The sequence below is a fragment of the Caldithrix abyssi DSM 13497 genome, assembly GCF_001886815.1.
In the GTDB taxonomy this organism is placed as follows: Bacteria; Calditrichota; Calditrichia; order Calditrichales; family Calditrichaceae; genus Caldithrix; species Caldithrix abyssi.
In genome coordinates, this window is record NZ_CP018099.1 from 3222685 (window position 1) to 3244839 (window position 22155).

The 22155-nt window shown below is 47.4% G+C and carries 16 protein-coding genes; 11 read left to right on the top strand and 5 right to left on the bottom strand.

What is annotated here, in order from left to right; genetic code table 11:
• Window positions 1-131 precede the first annotated feature (131 nt).
• From ligA to Cabys_RS12660, 8 genes are all read left to right on the top strand, one after another.
• Window positions 132-2138 carry an NAD-dependent DNA ligase LigA gene (gene ligA / locus Cabys_RS12625; RefSeq protein ID WP_006930949.1) on the top strand — a complete coding sequence of 669 codons (2007 nt, stop codon included), beginning with the start codon at window positions 132-134 and terminating at the stop codon, window positions 2136-2138.
• A 230-nt stretch (window positions 2139-2368) separates the two neighbouring features.
• A complete protein-coding gene (locus Cabys_RS12630; protein WP_006930951.1) occupies window positions 2369-2668 on the top strand; it encodes an RNA recognition motif domain-containing protein in 300 nt (99 codons plus the stop codon).
• Window positions 2669-2856: 188 nt separating this feature from the next.
• The gene (locus Cabys_RS12635; RefSeq protein ID WP_006930953.1) at window positions 2857-4572 is read left to right on the top strand and encodes a protein kinase domain-containing protein; all 1716 of its coding nucleotides are present in this window, start codon (window positions 2857-2859) and stop codon (window positions 4570-4572) included.
• A gap of 16 nt (window positions 4573-4588) precedes the next feature.
• Window positions 4589-5503, top strand: a complete 915-nt coding sequence (locus Cabys_RS12640; protein ID WP_006930955.1) for an NHL repeat-containing protein — start codon at window positions 4589-4591, stop codon at window positions 5501-5503.
• A complete protein-coding gene (locus Cabys_RS12645) occupies window positions 5500-9123 on the top strand; it encodes a hypothetical protein (protein WP_006930956.1) in 3624 nt (1207 codons plus the stop codon). The genes Cabys_RS12640 and Cabys_RS12645 overlap by 4 nt, the downstream gene beginning before the upstream one ends.
• Window positions 9124-9307: 184 nt before the next feature.
• Window positions 9308-10651: an ATP-binding protein gene (locus Cabys_RS12650; RefSeq protein ID WP_006930957.1), complete on the top strand. Its 1344-nt coding sequence runs from the start codon at window positions 9308-9310 to the stop codon at window positions 10649-10651.
• 1 nt (window position 10652) lies between these two features.
• Entirely contained in the window at window positions 10653-11126 is a 474-nt protein-coding gene (locus Cabys_RS12655) for a response regulator (RefSeq protein WP_006930958.1), read from the top strand.
• A gap of 6 nt (window positions 11127-11132) precedes the next feature.
• Complete coding sequence (locus Cabys_RS12660; RefSeq protein ID WP_006930959.1) at window positions 11133-11591, top strand: methylated-DNA--[protein]-cysteine S-methyltransferase; 459 nt, start codon at window positions 11133-11135, stop codon at window positions 11589-11591.
• Window positions 11592-12430: 839 nt separating this feature from the next.
• On the opposite strand, the gene Cabys_RS12665 is transcribed toward Cabys_RS12660, so the two are convergent.
• From Cabys_RS12665 to Cabys_RS19840, 3 genes are all read right to left on the bottom strand, one after another.
• Entirely contained in the window at window positions 12431-13783 is a 1353-nt protein-coding gene (locus tag Cabys_RS12665; RefSeq protein WP_006930961.1) for an LPP20 family lipoprotein, read from the bottom strand.
• Between the two features lie 132 nt (window positions 13784-13915).
• The gene (locus tag Cabys_RS12670; protein ID WP_006930962.1) at window positions 13916-14548 is read right to left on the bottom strand and encodes an outer membrane beta-barrel protein; all 633 of its coding nucleotides are present in this window, start codon (window positions 14546-14548) and stop codon (window positions 13916-13918) included.
• A 229-nt stretch (window positions 14549-14777) separates the two neighbouring features.
• Window positions 14778-15932, bottom strand: coding sequence for a CsgG/HfaB family protein (locus Cabys_RS19840; RefSeq protein ID WP_006930963.1), 1155 nt, complete (start codon window positions 15930-15932; stop codon window positions 14778-14780).
• A 214-nt stretch (window positions 15933-16146) separates the two neighbouring features.
• Here Cabys_RS19840 and Cabys_RS12680 point away from each other — a divergent pair, with 214 nt between their 5' ends.
• The 3 genes from Cabys_RS12680 (at window position 16147) to Cabys_RS12690 (ending at window position 19796) form a co-directional block, all read left to right on the top strand.
• On the top strand, window positions 16147-17781 hold the full coding sequence (locus Cabys_RS12680) for a right-handed parallel beta-helix repeat-containing protein (protein WP_006930964.1): 1635 nt from the start codon (window positions 16147-16149) through the stop codon (window positions 17779-17781).
• A 157-nt stretch (window positions 17782-17938) separates the two neighbouring features.
• Window positions 17939-19417 (top strand): D-alanyl-D-alanine carboxypeptidase/D-alanyl-D-alanine endopeptidase, encoded by a 1479-nt coding sequence (dacB, locus tag Cabys_RS12685; RefSeq protein WP_081475137.1) that lies wholly within the window; start codon window positions 17939-17941, stop codon window positions 19415-19417.
• Between the two features lie 34 nt (window positions 19418-19451).
• The gene (locus Cabys_RS12690; RefSeq protein WP_006930973.1) at window positions 19452-19796 is read left to right on the top strand and encodes an STAS domain-containing protein; all 345 of its coding nucleotides are present in this window, start codon (window positions 19452-19454) and stop codon (window positions 19794-19796) included.
• 73 nt (window positions 19797-19869) lie between these two features.
• Here the strand turns inward: Cabys_RS12690 and Cabys_RS12695 are convergent, their stop codons facing one another.
• On the bottom strand, window positions 19870-21153 hold the full coding sequence (locus Cabys_RS12695; protein WP_006930978.1) for a peptide MFS transporter: 1284 nt from the start codon (window positions 21151-21153) through the stop codon (window positions 19870-19872).
• A gap of 617 nt (window positions 21154-21770) precedes the next feature.
• Window positions 21771-22151, bottom strand: a complete 381-nt coding sequence (locus Cabys_RS12700; RefSeq protein ID WP_006930979.1) for a YraN family protein — start codon at window positions 22149-22151, stop codon at window positions 21771-21773.
• Between the last annotated feature and the right edge of the window lie 4 nt (window positions 22152-22155).

The window sequence follows — 22155 nt, forward strand, 5'->3', positions numbered from 1 at the left end:
TGCGCTTTAAAGCCCGCACCTCGGGTTGAACTTTTAGTAAAGAAATATTATCTTGTGAGGTACAAAATCTCGCTAAATGATCCGGTAAGATCACAATAAACAGCGCAACGCAACTAAATGGAGGGCCGGAAGTGGACGTAAAAAAACGAATTCAGCAATTACGGGAGTTAATCAATAAATACGATTACGAGTACTATGTTTTAGCCCAGCCTTCCATTAGCGATTACGAATACGATCAGTTAATGAAAGAATTAGAAGCGCTGGAAAAAGCGCATCCGGAGTTGATTACGCCCGATTCTCCCACGCAGCGCGTCAGCGGCCAGCCGGTTAAAGAGTTCCCCACCGTTCCGCATCGCAAACCCATGCTTTCGCTGGCCAATACCTACAGTGAAATGGAGTTCCGCGATTTTGACCAGCGCGTTCGGCAGGCCCTGCCCGGCGAACGGGTGGAGTATGTGTGCGAATTGAAAATCGACGGTGTGGCCATCAGCCTGCACTACCGCGACGGCCGTTTCGAAAGGGGCATTACGCGCGGCGACGGGGTTCAGGGCGACGACATCACCGCCAATTTACGCACCATTCGTTCCATTCCGCTGGTCGTACGCCGCACTGAAAAAGTGCCGGAGTTTTTCGAAGTGCGCGGCGAAATTTACATGTCTAAAGAGGCTTTTAACAAGCTGAACAAAGAGCGCGAGGCGCAGGGCGAAGCGCTTTTTGCCAATCCGCGCAACGCCGCGGCAGGCTCCTTAAAATTGCAGGATGCGCGCCTTGTTGCGCAACGCGGGCTTCACCTTTTTGCTTACTACATCGATTCAGACACGGCCGGCTTTGTTAAAGACACGCATTTTGAAAACCTGAAACTGCTTCAAACTCTGGGTTTTCCGGTTAATCCACACTTTCGTCTTTGTAAAACACTGGCAGAAGTGTTCGATTTTGTCAAAGAGTGGGAAGCCAAAAGAGAGAGTTTGCCGTACGAAATCGACGGCGTTGTGGTAAAGGTAAACAGCCTGGAGCAGCAGGAGCGGCTGGGCGCCACGGCTAAAAGTCCGCGCTGGGCCATTGCCTTTAAATTTAAGGCGCAACAGGCCGAAACCCTGCTGGAAAAGATCACCTGGCAGGTGGGGCGCACGGGAATCGTTACGCCGGTGGCCGAATTAAAACCGGTGCAGCTGGCCGGAACCACCGTTTCGCGCGCCACTCTGCACAATGTGGACGAAATCAGGCGTAAGGACATCCGCGAAAGAGACTGGGTTTTCATTGAAAAAGGCGGAGATATCATTCCTAAAGTGGTTGGCGTCAATCTAAAAAAACGACCGAAAGATTCAAAACCACCGGCCATTCCTGAAAAATGTCCGGTCTGCGGAACGAAACTGGTGCAACTGGAAGGCGAAGTGGCCATCCGCTGCCCCAACATCTCCTGCCCGGCGCAAATTAAACGCAGCATCGAACACTTTGCCAGTCGCGGCGCCATGGACATCGAGGGGCTGGGAACCGCCCTGGTAGAAACCCTGGTGGACAAGGGGCTAATCAAGGACATTGCCGATATCTACCGCCTTAAAAAAGAGGACGTGGCCGGGCTGGAACGCATGGGCGAAAAAAGCGCACAAAACTTGATGGAAGCCATCGAAAAGAGCAAGCAGCAACCGCTGAACCGCCTCATTTTTGCGCTCGGCATCCCTTACATTGGCGCCACGGCCGCCGCCCTTTTAGCCAGACATTTCAAATCGTTGGACGCCTTACAAAATGCCACAAGAGAAGAGCTGGAACAGATTGACGGAATCGGCGAAAAGATGGCCGAAAGCATTGTGCGCTACTTTAGCAACGAACAGAATCGCCGTATTCTTGATCGCCTGAAAGAAGCCGGCGTTAAAACAGAAATCGACGAGGAAGCTACAGAAAGCGAGTCGCAGCTTTTACAGGGTAAAACGTTTGTACTGACCGGCGCTCTGCCCCATCTTAAACGGGAAGAAGCCAGAGCGCTGATCGAAAAGCACGGCGGCAAGGTAAGCTCCTCGGTTTCCAGAAAGACCAGCTACGTGCTGGCCGGTCAGGATCCCGGATCTAAACTGAAAAAAGCTAAAGAGCTGGGTATTGAGATCATCGACGAAGAAACTTTTTTAAAGATGCTTAATTCCTGAAAAACCGTTGACGGGCTTTTTAAGGCTATTTTTTGCGCTAAAAAACGGCCTTAAACGATCACTTTTATTTGTAATCTTATTTTTTATTGCTTACCTTTAACTCAGTTAATTCGTCGGGACAGGCCGGCTTGACCTTCAGGATGATTACATTCTTTTGCGTCAAACCAATCTTGCCCTTAGAACGGATTTTTTAGTTAATTTTATTTTTATCAATTTCAAGGAGTTTTACAGTGAACATCTACGTAGGGAACATTCCCAAAAGCACCGATGAACAAACCATTCGTGATTTGTTCGAAGAGTATGGAAGTGTATCGGAAGTTAAATTACTTCGTGATCGGTACACCGGTGAGTTACGTGGTTTCGGTTTCGTGACTATGGAGTCGGACGACGAGGCTCAAAACGCCATTGACAACATCAACAACACAGATTTAGGCGGTCGTACGCTGGTTGTCAACAAAGCACGTCCACGTACAGAGCGGCCGAACCGTGGTGGTTACGGGAATAGAAACAACAATCAACGTTCCTGGTAAAAAAAGAAATCGAAATTAATCAGGCCCCGCACCAGCGGGGCTTTTTTATTTAAATAAAGCGGGATTATCAGTTAAACTTTGCCGCTTTCTGCGCCATATCCTTTCCATCTTCCTGCATTTGCCCATTGCAACTTGATGATTTTATTAATAAACTACTTAAAACGTGTTACACCGGAGAATTTTCAGTCATGGAAAAAATCCCCAATTTTCCATTGGACCCTTCGCTCAAAAATCTTCAGATGGGTTATCGTTTTGACGATCGGTTCGAAATAAGCGGAAAGCCGGTGCGCCGAAGCCACTGCTTTGCTTTTAAGGTAAACGATCTTCAGGAAAATCAGCCCAAAGTCGTTTTACTTTTTCCCCAGCGCATTAAAAGAGACCCGGAGGCTCTCCGTTACCTGACAGAGCAAATTCTGGTTTTAACGGCTCTGGATCATGCGCAGATTGCCCGAATTTACGGCATACATACCAACGGACCGCTTGGCTACATCGAAACGGAGTACGTGGCGGGCAACACCTTAAAGACGCTCAAACTAAAAAAAGAGCAGCAACGCTTTAACGAAGAAGAAGTGCGCTGGATTGCCGGGCAAACCCTGGACGCCCTGGAATACGCTCACAACCTGAATATTTTGCATCGCGATTTAAAACCGGCCAACATCATTTTAACGGCCGAACAAAAAATTCACCTGATCGACTTTGGCCTTTCGGAACCAGTGCGCCAGGCCATGAATCTGGTGCAGGACGCCACCGCTTCCACCATCATTTTGTACTGGTCGCCGGAACAGGTACAGGGCAAAGCGCTGACCGTTCAATCCGATCTTTACACACTGGGCGCCGTGATGTACGATTTACTGAACGGCAAGCCGCCTTTTTTTACCGGCGATGTTTACAACAATATCCTTTACAAGGAACCGGAACCCATTGCCCACTGCTCCGGTTTTATGAACGATGTATTGCTCAAAGCGCTGGCTAAAAAACCGGAAGAACGTTTTCAGAATTGCCAGGAGATGCGCCAGGCTCTGGAAAAAACGGGTATTTCGTACTTTTCCAGTTCCTTAAAAATGGAAGATAAAGCGCCGCCTGCCAGAGAGAAAAAGAAAAAAACCGGCCGCGGATTAAGAACGCTTTTAAAGCCGCAAATCCGTTACGGCCTGATGAGCGCTCTTTTGATCGTCTTATTAACCGTGATGATATCGCGGCTACAGTTCGGCACACACGATGCGCCGCAGGCCGATTCGTCCGCGGTTGACCGGCAAACGGGACGGCCGGACAGTTTTCAGGTTAAAATGCTCAACGCCCTGCTGGATCAGGCCCAGGAAAAAATTGCGCGCAAGCAAATTCTCTCTCCTCCGCAAAACAACGCCATGTTTTTGCTGCAACAGGCGCAAAAAATCGATCCGCACAACCACCGGCTGAAATCCCTGCAAAACGAAGTCAAATCGGCTCTGCGCCAGCAGGTCTATTTGCTTTCCACCAGCGGTCGGCAGGTTCAGGGCCTTGAACTTTTAAACAATGCCCTGAAATTTTTCCCGGACGACTCCCTGATGCTGCGACTTAAAAACGAGCTCTTTGGCCAGCTGCCCCGCCAGATGCCTTTGAAGGTAGAAATCCTCAACGGCGCAGGCGTTAGCGGCATTGCCCATCGCTTAAGCCGTTTTCTGCAAAACAGAGGCGTCGTCGTGGTCAACACCGAAAACTTTCGGACGGACGGACGCGTGAACTGGAACGTACCAAATTCTTTTATTAAAGGGAATCTACCGGAAAACGAGGCGGTCAAAAAGCTGGAAGAGCTGCTGGGATTGAACTACCGGCAGGAAGCTTCGTTTAAAGGGCAAAACCCCGCAGCGCGAATTTCCATTGTGCTGGGGAAAGACTACCAAACCTTAAAACCCTTTCGAAAATAAGCGTCCGGAGAAGCTCATGTTAAAAAAAACGCTGTTATTTTTTATATGGCTGTCGATTTTAAACGGCTTTTTATTAGCCCGCACCTTTGTGGAAGAATTTCGTATCGGGCAGGCGGGCAAAAATCCCGGCGAATTCAGTAATCCTTCGGCAGTAGCCGTTTCGCAGGAGGGTATTTTATTTGTGGTGGATTCGGGCAACAATCGCCTGCAGCTCTTCGATTTACAGGGCCGCTTTTTGAAAACCGTCGGCGGTTTTGGATTTGAGGCCGATCAATTCGATCGACCGCTGGACATCTGGCTTAAATCGCTCATTAATATCTACGTGGCCGATTACAACAACCAGCGCATTCAACGCTACGATCGGCGCATGAACTACATTGCACAATTTGCCAGCCAGCCCAACTGGCCCGAAGAGTTCCGCTTTGGCCAGGTGTTAAGCTGCGCGGTCAATTCACAAAACGATCTTTTTGTGCTGGATTACGCCGACGCCAAAGTGGTTAAGTTTGACCGAAACGGTTGGCCGGAACGCGTCTTCGGCCTGTACGACTCCGGCCCCGGCGAACTGTTTGAACCGGTTCAACTGGACATCTTAAACAACAAATGGCTGCTGGTGAGCGATGTAGGTCGCAAAGCCGTTCTGGCCTTTGATTTTTTCGGGAACCTGCTAAAAGTAATCGAAGATTCCCGCTTTGATCGTCCGCGCGGCCTGGCCACCAACCGGCAGGGCGATTTTTTGGTCATCGATGAAGGCGCGCAAAAAATTTTCAGCGTTGGCTCAGACCTGAAAACCGTGACGCCATGGAATTTTGTGCTGCAAAAAGCGCTTTCCGCTCCGCGCGATGCGGCCGTCTTTCATCTGAACCAGGCCGAGCGATGCGTTATTCTGGACGGAAATCAGCTCATTTTCGGGAGAATTGAAACGCATCAATGAAACGGGAACAGGCGATTTCAATCAACCAGCGGCGGCAAACAATCCGCCCGGAGCGCGCCAGCGTCGCGGCCAGGCGAACCAAAAACGAGCCGCGTTTTCCATTTCTTGTAAAAATATTTTTTTTCTGGCTGCTGCCGTTTATTTTAACCGTAAGCGCCCAATCGCTTCAGCCGGTCAATGTTCTGCAGGTCGATTCCCTTTTATGGAATTTACCCAAAACCTTCACCTTCGTCTTTCCGCCCGATCACCATCCGCGCCTGAACACGCTGCGCCTGCAACGCAACGGTCAATTGCTGCACGAAACACTGGATTTTAAACTTTTTGGCAGAGATTCCATTCGCTTTTATCGGCATTTTTCGCCCGACGACACGCTGCGCGTCACCTATCAGCGACTGCCCTACTTTTTCCCCCGTAAAATGCAACTATTCAAAGCCGACACCGTCAGCGGGCTGCCAGTGGATAGCTTAAAAAAGTGGCAAAACGTTCAAACCTTTCAGGCCTTTAAGCTGGAAAATCCCCTGGCCCGCATTCCTTCCACCCTGCAAACCAGCGGCAGCATCATGCGCGGCGTGCAGGTGGGCAGCAACCGCGACTTTACGCTCAATTCCGGCCTCAATTTGCAGCTTTCGGGGCATTTGACCGACGACATCGAAATCATTGCCGCGCTGACCGACGAAGCCACGCCCATCCAGCCCGAAGGAAACACACAAACCCTCGAAGAAATCGACAAGGTATTTGTGCAGTTTAAAAGCCCCTTTTTAGAAGGAACGGTGGGCGACTTTAACTACCAGTACAACGGCTCACAATTCGGCAAAGTGCAGCGTAAGTTACAGGGGCTGGATTTACAAACGCGCATTAAAAATCAGCGTTTTGGGGCAACCATTGCCACCACGCGCGGTTTTTTCCATCACGTCTCTTTTTTAGGTCAGGAAGGCAACCAGGGGCCCTACCTGTTGACCGGCAAAAACGGCGAACGGGAAATCATTGTTCTGGCCGGAACGGAACGCGTTTTTGTCAACGGTCAGCGCATGATCCGCGGCGAAGACAACGACTACGTTATCGAATACGGAAACGGACAGCTGCGTTTTACCAACAACCGCCTGATTACCAGCGAATCGCGCATCGAAGTGGACTTTGAATATTTCCCCGCCGTGCAAAACTACAACCGCAATGTCTATTCGGCCTTTACGCAGGCGGCTTTCTTTAAGAATAAAATGCAATTGAATCTGCACTTTTACCGGGAAAAGGACAACACCAGCCAATTACTGGAAGAAGGCGCCGCCCTGCAAGAATCGCAAAAAGAGATCCTTAAACAGGCCGGAGACGATCCTTTTAAAGCGGCGGAAGCGGGTTACACTTTTAAGGGCGATTCCGCCGGCAGCTATGTGTTAATCGACACTGCCTACCAGGGCGAGAGCTATCAGGTTTTTAAATACGTGGGTAAAAATAAAGGCAACTACTCCGTTTCATTTACCTACCTGGGCAGCGGAAAGGGCGACTACGTGCGCGACCGGCTGGGTGTTTATCGCTGGATTGGCAAAGGCCGCGGAGATTACGCGCCCATTAAACTGATCCCGCTCCCCTCGCGCCACGATGTGCTGGACGTTCAGCTCAACCTAAAACCTTCCGCCGACTGGAAGCTGCGCCTGGACTACGCCCTGAGTTCGCTGGATCAGAACACCTTTTCCCCGCTGGACGACGGAGACAACCGCGGGCAGGCTGTTGCTCTGAGCGGCGAATTTTCCAGACCAAAACTAAAAATTTTACGGCGCAACATGGGCAGCCTGCAATGGAGACTGAAAACGCGCTACATTGATGAGAACTTTCGCGCTGCCGATCGCTTCCGCAAGCCGGATTTTCAACGCTACTGGAATTTGTACTCTGGCGATCCCGCCAGCCAGCAAGAACTGAGCTTTGAAATGAACACGCTTTACCAGCCACACCGTTCTGTAAAAATCGCCAACAATCTGGGTCGTTTTGAGCAAAAAGACTTCCGTACTTTGCGGCAGCTGTGGACGGTTGATTACCAGTCTCCAAAATGGTTTAAGGCCAGCGCTTCTTTTGAAGAAATCGCCTCGCAAAACGATGCGTTAAAGCAAAGCGAAAACTGGCAGCGTTACGGGATTTCGTTCGAAAAGGCGTTGTGGAAAGTGGCGCCCTTTGTTAAATACCGCGGCGAACACCGCAAACAGGACGTCCAGCAACAACGCAAAGGATTTCGCTTCGACGATCTGGGAACAGGCCTTTCGCTGATCAAAACCAGCAATCTGAGCGGCAGCCTGACCTTTAACCAGCGGCAGGATTATGTTTACGACCCGCTGAGCAACAACCGTTTACTCAAACAGGCGGTCAGCCGGACCATCCAGTTGAAACTCGGCTTGCAAAACATTCGTTCGACCAGCATTAATCTGACCATTCTGCAACGCAAAAAAGATTATACGCCCGCTTTTGAAGCCATCAAGCTGGACACCGTTAAATCGTTTTACATCGATCCCGCCGTGCAAGATACCTCCTGGCGCGACCGCACTTCCAGTCTGGCCCGCATCAACTTTACGCACCGCAGTTTTAAAGGGGCCATTGATTTAACCGGGCAGTACCGGCTAAGCACAGAAGAAACGGCGCTTAAAGAAAAGGTTTATGTGGACGTGGGCGAGGGGCGCGGCAATTTGCGCTATGATCCGTTTTTGAATGAGTACGTGCCCGATCCGCTGGGCAATTATATTTTGTACATCCTGCCTTCCGGAAAATTTGAACCGGTAACCAATGTGCAAATGTCCATGCGTCTGGCGCTGGATCCTTACAAGTACACGCGTCGCAGTCAAAAGTTAAAAAAACGCTGGTATTCCAAACTGAGCAGCGAATCCTATTTACGTCTGGAAGAAGAATCGCGCGATCCGGATAAATTGGCCGTGTCTCTTTTGAATCCGGCCCATTTACAAAAAAACTACACCGTACGCGGCGTGCTGAATTTTATGCAGGACATTTATTTGATGCGCCACAACCGACGTTTGTCGTTTCGACTGCGCTACAACTTTAGCCAGAATTACAATAACCAGTTTTTAGACGCCAACGAAAACGACCGGCGCAAAAGTCAGGAAATCGGTCTGCGCGCCAACTGGCGACCGTCATTTAAATTGCGCAGTTTAACCGAAGGCCGGTTGCGTTCCTTTTACCGCCGCTCCACCACCAATCCCTTTCGCGACCGGGATATTCTGGGCTACTATGTGGCGCAGAATTTATCGTACCGTCCACGCTCGCGCTGGGAGTTCGGACTGGGCAATGAAAGCGGCCTGGAAAAGAACAGCACAGCCACCTACCCCATTGAATTGTGGTTTGCCACTTTAAAGCCACGTTTAAATTACGAGCTGCCCATGCGCGGAAGGGCGACCATCGAATATCAGTTGCAGAATGTGTCCATTTTAAAAAATCCGCAAAATCTTGTGGTGCCTTTCGAAATGGCCCGCGGCCGAAAAGCAGGAATTTCGCATACATGGCAACTGCGGATGGAATACACGCTTAGCAAAAACGTGCTTTTTACGCTGCAGTACACCGGCCGTAAGGACGCCGGATTTGAACGCACCATCCATGCCGGCCAGGCCCAATTGCGGGCATTTTTGTAAAAAACAGAAAAACCATTAACTCTTGACCGCATCAAAAACACTCTGTTTCAGGTTCTTTTTTTATTGACAAAAACAGCCAAAATGGTAACGCTGGTTTAAAAATCCAGCAAATTTATTTCGCGAATCTTGTAACAAACATGCATTATTCGTAAATTGAAACTGCAGTAATACTGGTGGTATGACGATGAAATTAAATGTTGATGAATCGTACTTTAACTGGCTGATTCGCACGTATTTTTCGAATCCAGCGCGCTGGATTCGCCTGCAAAAGGGCGAAATCCTTTTAAAGCAGGGGCAGTACAACAACCGTTTGTACTTAATCCGCCAGGGGAAAATGATCGGTTTTATGATTGATGAGGACGGGAATCGCGTTGAAATTTTACGGGCTGGTAAGGGTGCCTTTGTGGGTATTTACAGCTTTTTTTCCAAAAACTTCACCAGCATTGCCACTGTAGAAGCGCTGGAAGATTGCGAGTTAGCCTACATCGACAGCCACCAGCAAATTATTACCACGCGGGGCGAGTGTTCTCTGGAGCAGCAATTTATGCCACTTGTAATGAGCGACCTGCTGCGCCGCCAGCAAGAGCTGCACCATCTCAATCAGGAACGCGCCCGGACTTTAAAAAAATTATTGGATCAGCAGCGGCTGGCTTCGCTGGGCCAGATGGCCGCCGGCATTGCGCACGAGCTCAACAACGCGGTGGCGGTGTTAAGCCGAAACACCAGCTGGCTGGTGGAACAGATGCAACTGCTTTGCGGGGATCCCAGATTTTTGCCCATTTTTGAGATCGGTCTGAACAAAGGGCGTTTTTTCTCCAGCCGCTTTGTCCGTTCACGGAAAAAAGAGCTCATCCAAAAATACCAGCTTCCACCGCAAAAAGCCGATCTGCTGGCTCAGACCGGCCTGCCCGACGAAATAATTTTCGAGGGCGATCAATTAAAATACACACCCGAAGAATTGTACCGTTACTGGGAGCTGGGCGCCACCTTTCACGATATGTTAGTCGCCGCAGACCAGACCACCCATGTGGTACATTCCATCCGCACCCTGGGCGCGCAACACTCGCAAAAGCAAAGCGGACTCGACGTTAACGAAACCATCCAGAACACCATTACCCTGTTGCGCCACAAGTTACGCAATATTCAACTGCTTCTGGAGCTCTCTCCCCTTCCGGGAATTACAGCTAATAAGGGCGAATTGGTTCAATTGTGGATGAATCTGGTTCAAAATGCCATCGAAGCATTGAATGCAGCGCAAATTGAAAACAAAGTGATTAAAATCTCTTCCCAATTTAAAAAGCCGGAAATTATTGTAACCATTGAAGACAACGGCCCGGGAATTCCGGAGGAGATCAAACCCAATATCTTTCAACCCAATGTTACGACCAAGGTAAGCGGTTTATCTTTTGGTCTGGGCCTGGGACTGACCATCGTCCAGCGGATTGTATCCGACTACCAGGGCAGCATCGAGGTTAAAAGTTCGCCAAAAGGCACAAAGTTTACAATAAAACTACCAATCGGAGGTTAGAATGGAAAAATTGCAAATCATTTGCGTGGATGATCAAAGAGAGGTTCTGGCGGCCGTCAAAAAAGACCTGGAAATTTTTGAAGAGTATTGCGAGCTGCACACCTGCGAAACAGCCGATGAGGCCGAAGAACTTTTTCAGGAACTTAAAGAAGAACAAAAACCAGTGGCTTTAATTATTTGCGATCATATTATGCCCGGAGAAAACGGCATCGACTTTTTCATCCGCCTGAATCGGGACGGACAACTGAATAAAACGCAAAAAATGTTGTTAACCGGTCTGGCTACCCACCAGGAAACCATCAAAGCCATAAATGAGGCAAACATCGATTTTTACATCGAAAAACCATGGGTGCAGGTTGAATTTCAGAACGCCGTTAAAAAATTACTGACACGCTTTATCCTCAAAAACGACCTGAACAAAGCAGACTTTAAGCCGCTTCTGGATGAAGACGAATTGAAAAAATTTGAGGCTTAAACGGCGGTGTATTGGGACTATTTAAACACGCCTCTTGGCTGGATTAAACTGGTAGCAAACCAAAACGGCCTGCTCGAAATTCAATTTGTGCCGCAGCCGGAAAAGACCTATTCGCCCAACTCCATTACCACAGCAGCCAGAAGGCAGTTGGAAGAATATTTTTCTGCCGAACGCACTGCGTTTAATCTGCCGCTGGAACCGCGGGGAACCGAATTCCAGAAACAGGTCTGGCAGGCCTTGCAAACCATACCCTTCGGGCAAACGGTGAGCTACAAAGACATTGCGCGTATGATTCACAATCCCAAAGCGCTGCGCGCTGTTGGCCTGGCCAATGGGCGCAATCCCATTCCCATTATCATTCCCTGCCATCGTGTGATTGCCGCCGACGGCACAATAGGCGGGTTTAGCGCAGGATTATGGCGAAAACACTGGCTGCTCCACCATGAACGGGTTTTGATGAGCTGACACACGGGTAAAATCAAAGAGTAACGCAACGTCTTTTTGGTTGAATAGGTGAATGGTTGAATGGGCGCCGACCTGTCATTCCGTCTGAGCGCAGCGAGAGGCGGAATCCACTGCATATTGGAAGGGATTCCTGCTTGCGCAGGAATGACGTGGGGGGTGCGTGGGAATGACTGCCCGGTGTCATTCCGGCCGAGCCCAGCGAGAGCCGGAATCCACTGCATAATGGAATGGATTCCCGCTTGCGCGGGAATGACGTGGGGGGGTGCGTGGGAATGACTGCACGGTGTCATTCCGGCCGAGCGTAGCGAGAGCCGGAATCCACTGCATAATGGAAGGGATTCCCGCTTGCGCGGGAATGACGTGGGGCTTGCGTGGGAATGACTGCCCGGTGTCATTCCGGCCGAGCCCAGCGAGAGCCGGAATCCACTGCATAATGGAATGGATTCCCGCTTGCGCGGGAATGACGTGGGGGGTGCGTGGGAATGACTGCCACGGTGTCATTCCGGCCGAGCCCAGCGAGAGCCGGAATCCACTGCATATTGGAAGGGATTCCTGCTTGCGCAGGAATGACGTGGAAGGGTGAAAGGGATTCCCGCTTGCGCGGGAATGACGTGGGGGGTGCGTGGGAATGACTGCCCGGTGTCATTCCGGCCGAGCGTAGCGAGAGCCGGAATCCACTGCATAATGGAAGGGATTCCCGCTTGCGCAGGAATGACATGGAAGGGTGGAAGGGATTCCCGCTTGCGCGGGAATGACTGTGGGGCTTGCGCGGGAATAAATTTTGGCTTCAAATTCCTTGCGCCCGTTTCAATCAAAGTCTTATTAGAGACTGCGCTGTGTTAGTTTTTTTGAATCTTCTTTAAAAAGTCGGGAATTAACTTTTCATTGATCGCTTTGGCTGCATTGCTTAAAGCCTTAAAGCCCGCTTTTTCATAATTTAAATCGATGCCTTTTACATTTTCCAGAACATTTTTGTAAATTTCCTGTCCGCTGCGCATGTCAATCACCGAAAAGGTTAAATTGACAAAAGAAGAATACAGACCATACATCTCTGCGCCCTTACGCGCCGTGGCTTTAATCTTAATAATAAAATCAACATCAACCGGAGAATCAGTAAAAGTAAAGCCGTTGTTGCTTAAGATATTTTTTAACGCCGGTTCCAGTTGTTTAATTTCAAGCGGCCTGCCCAGATTGACCTCCTGGCTTTCAATGTAGGCGGTCAAGCCGCTTACGTTGATCATAAATCGCGTTGACGGACGCACCAGCGTATTAGTTATTCCTTTTAATAGGGGCGAAGGGTTGGTTTGACTGATTGATTTTTCAATAGCCAGATCGGCAACCACGATTTGTAGATTGTCGTTCGCGTTTATTCTTAAAATACGTGAGTGCGCTTCTCCGCGCGCGTCCGTAAAGGCCTCTTTAATGAGATCCCCCGCGCCGCGCACAAAAGCAAAAGCAATCGGCAAATTCTGCACGGGCAAATCGCCGCGCGTGGCTTTAACCGTTAAGGGCTGCGAAACGGGCTGCCCCAATTTGCCTTTGAGCTGAGGATTGAGCGCCTGCAATTTAATTTCGCTCAAAATTCTTTGTAAGGAGGAATAGATTTCATTAAACAAAAAGACTTGCTGCCCGTTGATTTCTGTTTGCAACGGCTCGCCCAGATATTTTTCAATGGGCGGCAGCGCCTGAAAATAAAACAACAAGGCCCGATCGATTTTACCGTTTTCTTCAGCCGACCGCGCTCTTTGCAGCATGTCCACCGCCAGCGCCCTGGCTTTGGCCAATCGGGCGTTTTTTAACGCCTCGTACTTTTTTCTGGACAGCCGATAATACACCCAGTACTCAAGGTCGTTTTCCCATTTATCAACCAGTTCATAACCTTCCAATTCTGCTTTGGTGGAAGACTGAACGTAAGATTTAAATTCATCCTGTAAAATTCCGGCCCTTTCCAGCACCTTTTGCACGGTCTGGCTGCTGATATTGATCTGGATTTCCGAAGCCAGATTGCTTAAGGCGTTGTCCATGGCAACCTTATGGTAGTCGGTAGGATGCTCGATCTTAGAAGCGTAGCCAATCCCCACGTAATACCCTTTAACTAAAGGTCTGTTTTCGATCCAATCCGGTCTGGATTTCTGGGCAAAAACCAGAGCGGTAAGGAAAATGACAAAAGAGGTGATTTTAAACACGCGCATGGCCTGAGTCCTTTAATTTCAACTTGATACTTGTTAACGAGCCGTTTAAATAAAAATCAAAGAGAGTGTAAAAGAAGACTTTACACCCTCTTTAATCGATATCGTTCAATATGTTTATGCAGTAAGAAACATTTAAAAAACCAGACCGGCTGTAATTCCAAGGAAAGTTGTATTCTCATCTTCGGTAAAAATAATGCGGTACAGGCCTTGAATAATCATATTCATTGTTTCGGTCATGGGCATTTCTAAACCTGCGCCGGCAGCCACGCCCATTTTTTTAGTTTCGTCGCTTTCTGATCCCATGTCAATGCCATTGTAACTTATGGTAACTTCTGTTTTTAGTATATTGTAGGTTCCCATTCCAAACAGAAAAAATTGCGTGGTGGCTTCTGGCGAGGTGAGATAAGGTCTAACGCCTATTCCGAATTCCAGGATATTGGCGCTTCCATCAATACCCACGCCAGAATAATCTGTATAGGGATCCATCGCCTGGATATCTTCCATCATTTTGTCGCCATCAAACGCGAAAGGTTCATAAGCTGCCCCAAAGCTAATCCCCAGTTTTGGAGAAGGAAATACCACATATTGACCGTGAATACTGTAACCCATTTTAAAATAATCTTTGAAATCATCTGGTGCCATTGGAATCGCCAGTCCGCCAAAAACTTCAATCTGCGGCTTTCGCGAAATCTCCCCAAATTGAGAAAAACCCGAGGTTGTGAATACAAAAATCAAAATAATGGATAGGATAAAAAACTTTTTCATAAATCCTCCTTTTAATGAGTTTGAGTTTAGTGAATTGACTAGACAAGGTAGTTATTAAATAGCCTTTAATTTTTAAACAGTTTTAAATATTTCTTACATTTTTATCGTATTTTAACTCCTCCCACCATAATTTTTTTAAGTCCCCATTCATTACCTGCGACATGCTCTTTGAGTCTTTTTTGAAAAATATAGGGAACACTTTCTATCAAAAATCACTATTTAAAGGCTTTCATTTTGTAATAACCTTATCAAGTTTTTGTGGCTGCCCGGAAAGTATTTTTGTAGTTTCAGCCATCGAATAGGCTGGAAATATTTCTGTAATCCGTACTTCGCATACCTGATTAATGATGCGGCCTATCACTTCTTTGGTAACAGGGTGTACAATGGGATCGCCTTCTCGATAAACCAGACATTTCATACCTTTTTTAAGCCCTTTTTTTAGCCCGATATCCAGCGTTACTCTGTTTCCCTGAACATTGATTACCAAGCCCTGAACGATGGGCAGATCTTTTTTAAACTTTTCGGCCAATTGATTAACCATTTCAGCAATCTGATAGATAGATAGCTTATTGGAATAGGCGTCCTGTGCAGAAATAATGGTGGCGTTTTCCGTATCGATTAAACGGGCGTCAATACTAAGCGAATTCCCGGCGCGTGTAACGCTACCCAGAATAACGGCATCCACACCAATGCCCTTACCGATCTCCGCAGCGGTCGTCGGATCTATGATTCCGGACAATCCTAACTTTTGTTCTTCCAAAATCCTTTCCAGTTGGGCTCGTTCAATTACCTTAAAACGACCGCTATTTACAAAACCGGTAATTAATTTGTCCAAAAAATCTATATCCTGAAGCTCGGTCCCGATTCCCTGGCTAGAAAAAGGTAGTACGGCAATACTCAGGCGTTCGCCCACCAGGTTCATGTTGTTGGCCTCTGTATTTGTCGGCGGCAAAGGCTTTTCGGGCACTGAGGGCTTTGTTGACACTGATTCGCTAGTGGGAGGGCCATCAGTATCACTCTCCTTTATTAATTGTAAATACCTTTTAGCCCGAAGAGACGGTTGCTGATTTAAGGAGATTATTAAATGTTTACGAGCTTCTTCTTTCATGCCAAGGTGATACAGCGCAATTCCCAACTCTCGATGAGGAAAGTATTGGATAAATGTGGTTCCGTAAGCACGAGTCTTCTTTCGATCGACATTCTTCACTTTTAAACAGGCCTTAAAGTGTTCAACGGCTTCACTGTATTCCCCCCGTTCCATGGCCTGTAACCCGTTATAATAAACTTTGTACCATTTTAATTGTTGAGCATTTAAGTCGGATAGTAACAATGGTAAGAATAAGGTAAACATAAAAATTAAAAGCGTACGCGAACAGTTTTTCATGACCACTCTCCGAAGACCTACTTTATTTTAATTTAATGATTATAACCATAATGTCAACATCAATACACTTAATCATTAAATTTGTTTTACGGCATAATTTTTGTAAAATTTAGGTTGAAATTAAAAAAAATGCAAAATAAGCAAGTTCAAATTGATATTACCCGTACCTTGTTTTGTTAAATGTGCAAAAAATTTACATAACTGGAGATAAGATATGCTGCGAATCATTCTAATCATATTAACTATGTCACAAATGCTCTTCGGATTATCAATTTATTTTGTGGACAACACGGCCGGCAACAACGGAGATGGCAGTTTTGAACAGCCATTTAACTCCATTGCGGAAGGCATGTCGCACCTGCAGGCCGGAGATACGCTTTTTGTCAGAGGATCGCAATCAGGCCCGGCGCAAATTTATAACGAAGAGCTGTATTTGAGCGATTCTTCTCCAGCCGGAACGCAGGAAGCGCCCATTGTGGTAAAGGCCTATCAAAATGAACAGGTTCGCATCATTTTACAATCGTCTTTCAGCATTTACGCAACGCACTGGACTTTTGAAGACCTGATTTTCGACATGGACAGCAAAAACTACGACACCATTAAATTAAAAGGCGATTATATTACTTTTAGAAATTGTGAAATTACCAATGGTCAAAAAGATGGCTTTGACATCGCCGGCGCAAGCTACACATTAATTGAAAACTGCATTATTCATAATTTTACACGCAGCGATCAGTACGACGCGCATGGCATCATTTTAGACGGCGGCCTGGATAATGTGTTCAGAAACAATACCATTTACGATTGTAAGGGAGACTGCATTCAACTTTACAAAAGCGAGCAAAACTACGGCACGCTTATTGAAGGAAATAATTTGTACACCACGCTGGGGGCTGGTTCAGAAAACGCCATTGACGTGAAAGCGGCCCGCAATCTTAGAATCATTAACAACAAGATGCACGGTTTTCATGATTCCGAAGATAGCGACGGCGTGGCTTTAAAAATCAACAAAGATTCGGACGACATTCTCATTTACGGAAACGATATTTACGAAAGCAACGGCGGCATCAGAGTCAGCGGCGGAGATGTGGATTCCATTCGCATTGAACGCAATGTGATCCACGATTTGCACGTGGACGGCGGCGACAGTTCCAAATACGGCTATGGCATACAATTTGACGGCGTTAACAAAGTCCATTTAATCAACAACACCATGGCCAATATTCCAGGCCCCCTTTTCTGGATTGCCAGCGGCAGCGCCACCGACATCCGCATGGAAAACAATCTCTTTTACCGCAGCAATGCATTCAAAGGTTCGGCTTCCGAGTTTAAGGGCAACGTATTCATCGATTTTAATGGATGGTTTAAATGTCAGGAAATCATTGCCAGCGATAACCAGGTGATCGGCGATGATCCTTCTTTTGTAGATGAAGCGAATTATGACTATCATTTAAGAGGCAACAGCCCGGCCATTGACGCCGGAAATCCTGCCACCGGTAGCGACTTTCCTGGCGGGCGCGTGGATCTTGGGGCATTTGAATACGAGCCGGCAACGCCCATCGATCAAACGCCCCCTCAGCCGCCTCAAAATCTACGTTTTTTTAACTGCTACCCCAATCCATTTAATCCCGATACCATCCTGGAATATGAACTGGTTAAAAGCGGGCAGGTCAGGCTGGATATTTTCAATATTCTTGGCGAAAGGATAGACACCCTGACCAACGGCTTTCAATCAGCCGGTATTTACCAAAAACGCTGGCTGGCTAATGCCCTGCCCGCCGGCATTTACTTTGCCAGGCTGCAGATTGGCCGGCAAACCAAAGTGCAATCGCTTATTCTTTTAAAATAAGTATTATTTGCATTTTAGACTCCAATTCATCAAATTCTTAACAGTAATAAATAGATGGGTATCAATTAAATTTTTTCACATCTTAAATTCTGAAGCTAAAATTCCGAGTATCGACCATAGTGTTAGCGATCATGATCAAAAATTTTCGGTGGAGCGAATGATGAGAATTTTTAATCGATTGTTCTGGTTACCTCTGCTGGTCTTGTCTCTGGTACAAAGTCAATCGGCAGACTTTAACTTTCAGCGCTACATCCAAACTCAGGAAACGACCGGACTTCTTAAAAACGCACAATGGAGTCTTTACGCCATTTACGCCGATTCCAAAAAACCTGTTATTGAGCACAACATCCGCTTTGCGCTGGCTCCTGCTTCGTGCCTTAAATTGATTACCACCGGCGCGGCGCTTAAAATTCTGGGCGCCGATTACACTTTTAAGACCTGTGTGTTAACAGACGGCTTTATCGCCCCAAACGGTCAAATAAAAGGCAACATTATTTTAAAAGGAGGTGGTGATCCGACACTGGGTTCAGCGGTCGTTCCGGGCAGTCTTCCGCTCGATTCGCTGTTTTTAAGCTGGGTGCAGGCTTTAAAACAAAAAGGCATCAGGCGCATTGAAGGCGATATTATTGCCGATGCCACTCTATTTGATCCTCATCCCATCCCCGACAACTGGGCGTGGGTCGATATGGGCAATTACTACGGCGCCTCATCGCCGGCGCTGAGCATTCATGACAACCTTTATTATTTGATCTTTAAACCGTCTCGAACCGTTGGGCAGCCGGCTGCAATTCTTGCAACCAGGCCTTACATTTCTGGCTTATCTTTTGAGAATCACGTGCTAACCGGCCCGGCCGGCAGCGGCGACAATGCATACATTTATTGCGCTCCGCAGCAATTTAAGGCGCGCGTTTTCGGCACCGTTCCGGCAGGCGTGGACTCGTTTACGATTAAAGGTTCCATACCTGATCCGGCGCTTTTTGCCGCTCAATATTTTTTAACCTTTTTGCAAAAAAACGGTATTAACGTAACGGGAAAAGCGCTGACGTTGAAAAAGCCAGCCAGGACCAGGCGTCAAATCCTGCTGGCAGAAACCACCTCGCCGCCACTTAAAAAGATTATCGAACAAATCAATAAACGCAGCATCAATCTCTATTGCGAGATGCTGGTCAAAGCCATTTCTATTGAACGGGGCGGAAACGGCAACACCAAACACGGATTAAATGTTATTAAAAAAACTCTGGAAGATTTAAAGGTCAATACCGAGGGGCTCCATCTCTCCGACGGAAGCGGTCTGTCGCGCACGAACGCCATCACGGTTCGGACAATGGTTGAATTTTTAAACGCCATGCGCCACGACGAACAGTTTACAGACTACCTGCATTCGCTTTCGCTGGCCGGCGATCCGAACGATGTGGGCTATTTTAAAAAATGGGGGGTTGGCACCAAACTGGCTAAAAACGCACGCCTTAAATCCGGCTTAATCGAAAGCGTCCGCAGCCATTCGGGCTATTTGCGCGATAGTTCCGGCCGCTGGATTATCTTCTCTTTTATCGCTAACAATTTTGATGGCCATTTTAGCGCTATCGATCGCATTCATGAAAGCCTGCTCATCCAATTGAGCAACCTTGAAAATTAGAAATAACAAGTCCAATTAACATGGAAGACAGGCCATGAAAATTAAAGAAAATATCCAGCTCAAAGTAGCGGTCCTTAAGCTGCAGGGTAAGCTCATGGGCCCGCCAGAAACCGAAGAACTGGAAAAACATGTGGATCATCTGATTAAGGAGGGGTTAAAACTATTCGTATTCGACATGAAAAACGTTCGCTGGTTGAACAGCATGGGCATGGGCGCCATCATTAAATGCTTAAAAAAGATTCAGGCCATTGAGGGACATCTTATGTTAGCCGAGCTTTCTCCAAAAATTAACAGCATCATGTCCATTTCGCAGATGAATCGCGTATTTAAGACCAAAAACACCGTAAAAGAAGCCGTGAATGAATTAAACAATATTTAATCAAAAAAAAACGGAGGCGGCAGATTACCGATCTACCCGCCTCCGCTGTCATTTAACCTTCAAAATAATTCTATCAAGTGCCGCGCGTGGCGTGTTCCAATCTATTCAAGAATATTTTTACCATAAGAGCCGACAGCAGTAAGAGCACGGTTAAGATGGCAAAGAACTGAGTATGGGTCAGCGTATTGTAAAATCCGCCGATGAATCCCGACAGGTAATTGCCAATGGCGGTTGCTCCGAACCATCCGCCCATCATCAGGCCGCGCATGCGCTGAGGCGCCACCTTGGAGACGAAAGAAAGCCCCATGGGACTCAAGCACAGCTCGCCTATCGTAATGACGAAATAGGTAGAAATCAGCCACCAGGGCGACATGTTGTTGGCGTCGGCGTCGCCGCCCATGGCCGAGGCAATAACCATAATGACCATGGCCATAGCCGAGATAAACATTCCCCAGCCGATCTTAGCCGGCGTGGAAGGTTCTTTGCCTTTTTTATTGAGCCAGCCCCAGAAAGCAACAATAACAGGAGTTAAAATCAGAATGAAAAGCGGATTAAAGGTAGCATAGGTCTCCGGTCTTAGCCATTCCGATCTCACAATGGAACGCTGGGCAAATAACGTTAAGGCAAAACCGTTCTGATGGAACGACATCCAGAAAAAGATAACAATGGCAAAAATGGTTAGCAGAGCAAAGATGCGCTCTTTTTCGATGGCCGGATCCACCTTTTCTTCGCGCGTGGTTTCATCGGCCTTGTTTTCTGCCGAAGCATGGTCGGCATACATATAATTACTTTTCCAGATTTCAAACACAATAAAAGAAAGCAGCATGCCCACAGCGGCTGCGGCAAACGCGCTTTGATACGTTCCAAAAAATTTGTGCAAAGCGGTAGCAGCCAGCGGCGCCAGAAAAGCGCCCAAATTAATTCCCATGTAAAAAATATTGTAACCGGCGTCTTTGTTTGGACTGCCCAACGGATAGAGATTGCCCACCAGCACCGAAATATTGGCCTTAAATAATCCATTGCCAATAATGATGACTCCAAGAGCCACAAAGAAAATCCACACGCGATCAACATTGGACAGGGCGAGCAAGGCATACCCTATGGCTAACACAATGGCGCCAATCTTGATCGTGGTGCGATACCCTAAAAAACGGTCGGCAATCCAGCCACCGGCAATGGGCGTAAAATAGACAAAAGCCAGATAGATGCCGTAAACCTGACCCTTGTAGGCGTCTGACCAACCAAACACCTCGTCCATATAAAGCGTAAAAACCGCCAGCATGGTGTAAAATCCGAAACGCTCCCACATCTCGGTAAAGAAGAGCGTCATCAGTCCTTTGGGGTGGTTTTTGAACATACTCACTCCTTTTTTTAATTAAATGTTACTTAATCAAAAAAAGGAATATAGAAAAAAAGGAGACGGGGTTCAAAAGAAAAACAGAAAACTTAACCAAAACCTGCAGAATAACTTTTGAGTAATGGTAATGCCTTGCGCCTAAAAAGTAGATTATTCACTCACGACGCCCAACACGACACTTGTCACGTGTTACTTAAATTTGCGGCGCCTTTTTAAGATAGTTGATGAGGCGAGATGCCGACGTACCAGCTGTTTTCAACAAAGGCAAGCGCTTTAGGATACTTCCCTCGTAGCATCTGTCTCGCCCGGGAGGGATTCGAAAATTTTTGTGCTGCTGGATTGGTTGAATAGTTAATTAGTTGATTTGTTGAATGGTTGAATGGTTGAATGGCAACTGTCCACGTTCAGCGTTCCCCTTTCCCAGACTTTTATTCTGGGAAAGGGAGATCAAAGGGGTGAGGGCACTTGAAACTATTTTAAATTTTTAACATTCTTTGCGCTCTTGGTGACTTCTCTGCGTGCTGTGTGCTGTGCGCTCTGTGGTTGCTTAAATCCCTGCGGAAATGGCTTCGCTGCTTTAGATTTCGATTTGAACACAAAGAACATATTTTAGCTTATCAAAACGGCTCCTCCAGCCAGAAGGCCGCCGGGTAATGGGTGATTTGCGCCGGATAGGCGGAAAAATCCACAATAATCACGTCAAAACGCAGATGGTAGCCTTCAAAAACCGGATGCTCTTCTAAAAAGCCGTAAGCCGTTTCGATGATTTTTCGGCGTTTGGCCTTGTGTACGCGCAATTCCGGCAGATCAAGCGGTTGGGCGTGGTAGCTTTTAACCTCCACAAAGGCCAGCGCCTCTTCATTATGCACAATCAAATCGATTTCGCCGCGTCCATGGCGATAATTTCGGGCGACAACGCGGTAACCGGCTTCTTGCAAAAAGCGCTGAGCCAATGCTTCCCCCCTTTTGCCCAGGGCTTTTCTGTCGTGCTGCGTCAACGAT